Below are 3761 nucleotides of genomic sequence, written 5' to 3' on the forward strand. Positions count from 1 at the left end.
AAGTAGATTTTGAAGCGGAAACATTTGTAGAAACGCATTCAGAAACTGCAATTTTACCATGGAATTCGGCACCGACGGTGGCGATAACTCATACCAATGCGGTTACAGCTGCAAGTACAAAACCATTGTTTTTGGCTTTAGGAATCGAGTTTTTCCAAGAAGTTAATGGACAAATGTACCCGCTTAAAAATGGCGCTTTCAACCCGTTATCGGTTGTAAAAGTAGATAGCGGAGTTTAATGGTTCTTCAATTGACCAGAACTTATTTCCCTAACGGAACTAACGGAAAACTCGAATGTAAAGGAAAATCCATTTGTAATACTATTGAGTTACCATGGAGAGAAAACGAAACAAGAGTTTCTTGTATTCCGGAAGGGAAATATTTTATTAAAAAACGATACAGTCAAAAATTTCAATGGCATTTGGAGGTTTTGGATGTGAAAAATAGAAGTTTGATTCTGTTTCATCCTGCGAATAATGCTCTTTTAGAATTGAACGGTTGTATTGCTCCAGTAACAAAACTTTCTGGACCAGGATTAGGGTTGATGTCCCGAAAAGCTTTTATAAGTTTAAAATCGATGGTTTATAAAGCTTTAGACAACAAAGAAAGTGTTGAATTGATTGTAAAATCTTAAATAGGTGTTTTATGAATATAGTTGAAAGAGCAAAAGCTCCAACTCCGAAGTTTTTTAAGATATTGAGAAGTATTGGATTGGTATTATTGGGTATTAGTGGTTCAATAGTAGCCGCTCCTGTTCTGCTACCTGCAGCAGTAGTTACTGTAGCAGGATATGTAGCCGTGGCAGGTGGTGTAATTTCTGCAATTAGCCAAATAACAGTTGATGATAAAGCCATGAAAGAAATTGAGAACCTCAACAAAGCACGTGATGGAAACTAATATTTCTTTAAAAGCTGGCACTGCATCAGGAACCGTATTGAGTATTTTACCCAATATTCTTTCTGAAGATGTTGTAAAAACAATTATCTTAGCAGCGTTGGGAGCTTCTGTTAGTTTTACAGTTTCGCTCTTGTTAAAATGCTTGACAAAATCTAAAAATAAACAGTACTGAAAAAAGTACAACATAAATCCAGTTTTCGTGTGGTAACCTTTACTGGATTAACTAAGAAGCCTAGTCGTAGACCAGGCTTTTTTTATTCTTAATAATTTCACTTTGTAACCTTTCAAAAGCTATTTGAAATAAATCATCTGTTAATGGTCAATCCATATTCATTTAATTAAATAGTTTTTTAATTTTGCAAAAGATTCATTCATTAACTGGTATTAAGCATTATTTTGAATTTCTTTTATACTGCCCATTCTGGTCCTATTCTTGTAAATTAGGGATGGTTGCAGTAGTAAGCATTATTTTGAATTTCTCTTATTTTTTCTTCTGCATCAGCCTGAGCCTCCCAATATGACATTCTTGACTGACGTTCTTTCTTTTTAAAACGCCATTCCAATGAATTTGCTACTTCTTCAACCGTAAATTTCAATGGTTTTATTAAGATAGTTTTGTCATCTCCGATTAAAACCTCACCAATAATCAAAATATTTCTATAAAGATATGTATGTTTTAATTTGGAGTCAGTAATAAAAATATCAGGATTATTTGTCTTAACATGCGGACCCCAACCATGATTCCATGGATTGAATAACACATTATGATGATTTGGATTAAAGTTAATATCTTCATTATAAAGGTTAGTACAAAGATCTAATTCAGGTATTTCATAATCGATTTTTACCCCCATTAGTTTATACGCTTCACTAAAGAACTCACATTCTTTCACTGAATTTGATATATACACTTCTTGAACCTTTTTTTCGCCTGAATTTATCAGGATAGCTGCAACGTGTTCCATAATAAGCTTTTTAAGTAGTTAATGATGCTTTGCGCTATTCGGAGAAACGCAGAAACAAAAATAAAATTTTGTAATTTAATTATATATCATGTTAACGAATGCTGCGTTAATTTGAAATTGGCTTAACATTAGCACGCAAATTATAAATTTGCCCCAAATGTTCTCAAGCTAGAGCTCGTGGCGGATTATGTAATGTTTTTTTACATAACCGATGAACGAAGTTAAGAAAAAGGGACGAAAAATTTATCAAAAACCGAGCTATGAGATTTAGTATTTGTTACCAGCAGGCATTTATCTATCCTTTTAAATTTAATGAAACTGAAATATCTTCGACAAAAGTTGATATATTCACTAATAATTCTTCTATCAAATCCATATTAATTAATACTTCTTCGCCTTCTTTAGTTTTTCCATTTCTATGAACTAAATCATGTCTGTTCACTACAGCTTTTGATAAATCTTCAATATCGGGAAAATCAATTTTAAAAGTTGCTATATACATATTTTGTATTTTGTCTAAATTGTGATAAATCACTTCTAACATTGCTTTTTGCGCAGTTTTTTTTAGTTTTTCATATTCAGAAAAAATTTCACTTAGTTGAAATTTTTGTTTAGTAAAATTTGGAAATGTTTCTATGAAGTTTCTAAAATATTCAGGATTTTCGTCGGTTTGATTGATGAAAGTTTCTGAAAGAAAAGTTTCAAGTGTTCCAATTGCAGAAATATATAATTGCCTTTTTAATATTAGATTCAATTCCAAATCTCCCAACTCAAGAATGTTTAATCTTCTTATGTTGAGAATTTCTTTTTGAAAACTATCATAGTAATGTTTATTTGCAATTATTGCTTCATATTGTTCTTGATAATCATAATAATCTTCATCATCATTCATATCTGATGCATTAAACCATACTTGATTATCTGAATTTAGTCCAACTATTTTGCTAAGAATGTGTTGCGGTGAATCTTCATCAAAATATACAACATATCCGTAAACTAGTCCATCTCGACTAGTTTCAGTTTCGATATGCCAATTTGTTTCTTCAAGTTCGTCATATGTTAAACCCAATTTTTCAGCTAATCGTGTATCTTCTAAAACTTGTTGCATTTCAATCCAATGATCTTTTGCTTTTCCCATAATTATATTGTGATTTATTCGGTTTTTGTTTCGCGAGTCGCTTGCTGGCAACTGTCTTATATGTATGTCAAAATCAGATTTATACTCCAACTATTGGGTAGATAGGTTCTAAAACCGTCAGATTTTATACTAATTCAAATATATCGAAAATTTGTTACTTATTACAATAGCGGTATAAAATTACTCTTCGCATATCGTTTATGAGATTGATATTCTCGTGAAATTGCTTTTCCTTTTGTTCTAGAAGCTTTAGTGCTGCAATATGCTTAACATGTTGCTCGTGCTCTTCCATCATAATTTTTGCTTTTGGGAAAAACTCTTTTTTAAAATCTGGAAGACGCAAAAACGGAATTACCGAACCTACTAAATACTGATGCCAGAATTTTGTTTGCCATAAACTATACGCAATAAAAAAAACACTTTCGCAGTCCTCTTCATTTTGAAAAATGATAACAAAACTGTTCGTAAATGGCTCTTTTTGGGGCTTTCCGCTATTCATTCCCTTGTTAAGTACAAACAAATGGGGTTTTGTGTAAATCGTTCCAACTCGGTGGGTTTTGATGATGAAATTTAGCATAACATTCGGATTTAAAAATGGGTTAGATTTTCAATTTTCCGCTGGTTTTCTGCTGAAATACTATAGTGCCTCGCGATGCTCGACCTATAAATTTTTTTCGCCAAATTTTATTTTAAATTGGAAGCGAAGAATATTCATTTCAAAAGAAAAAAAAGAAAGCCATCATATCAAGTGGAGGGTTTCA

6 protein-coding genes and 1 pseudogene are annotated in these 3761 nt (G+C 31.9%); 4 read left to right on the top strand and 3 right to left on the bottom strand.

Annotated elements, in window-relative coordinates; translation table 11 throughout:
* The 4 genes and pseudogenes from ACOYLT_RS10675 to ACOYLT_RS10690 all read left to right on the top strand — a co-directional run.
* Positions 1-239, top strand: a pseudogene (locus tag ACOYLT_RS10675) (hypothetical protein); the annotation flags it as partial.
* Positions 239-634, top strand: a complete 396-nt coding sequence (locus ACOYLT_RS10680; RefSeq protein WP_422853834.1) for a DUF5675 family protein — start codon at positions 239-241, stop codon at positions 632-634. The pseudogene ACOYLT_RS10675 and the gene ACOYLT_RS10680, both read left to right, overlap by 1 nt.
* A gap of 11 nt (positions 635-645) precedes the next feature.
* Positions 646-897, top strand: coding sequence for a hypothetical protein (locus ACOYLT_RS10685; RefSeq protein WP_422853835.1), 252 nt, complete (start codon positions 646-648; stop codon positions 895-897).
* Positions 887-1069, top strand: a complete 183-nt coding sequence (locus tag ACOYLT_RS10690) for a hypothetical protein (RefSeq protein ID WP_422853836.1) — start codon at positions 887-889, stop codon at positions 1067-1069. Before ACOYLT_RS10685 ends, ACOYLT_RS10690 begins: the two co-directional genes overlap by 11 nt.
* A gap of 268 nt (positions 1070-1337) precedes the next feature.
* Here the strand turns inward: ACOYLT_RS10690 and ACOYLT_RS10695 are convergent, their stop codons facing one another.
* The 3 genes from ACOYLT_RS10695 to ACOYLT_RS10705 form a co-directional block, all read right to left on the bottom strand.
* Positions 1338-1862, bottom strand: coding sequence for a hypothetical protein (locus ACOYLT_RS10695; protein WP_422853837.1), 525 nt, complete (start codon positions 1860-1862; stop codon positions 1338-1340).
* Between the two features lie 295 nt (positions 1863-2157).
* Positions 2158-3000, bottom strand: a complete 843-nt coding sequence (locus ACOYLT_RS10700; RefSeq protein WP_422853838.1) for a hypothetical protein — start codon at positions 2998-3000, stop codon at positions 2158-2160.
* 154 nt (positions 3001-3154) lie between these two features.
* Entirely contained in the window at positions 3155-3577 is a 423-nt protein-coding gene (locus ACOYLT_RS10705) for a DUF6943 family protein (protein WP_422853839.1), read from the bottom strand.
* Positions 3578-3761: the final 184 nt, after the last annotated feature.

The sequence above is a fragment of the Flavobacterium sp. genome, assembly GCF_049318185.1.
Classification (GTDB): Bacteria; Bacteroidota; Bacteroidia; order Flavobacteriales; family Flavobacteriaceae; genus Flavobacterium.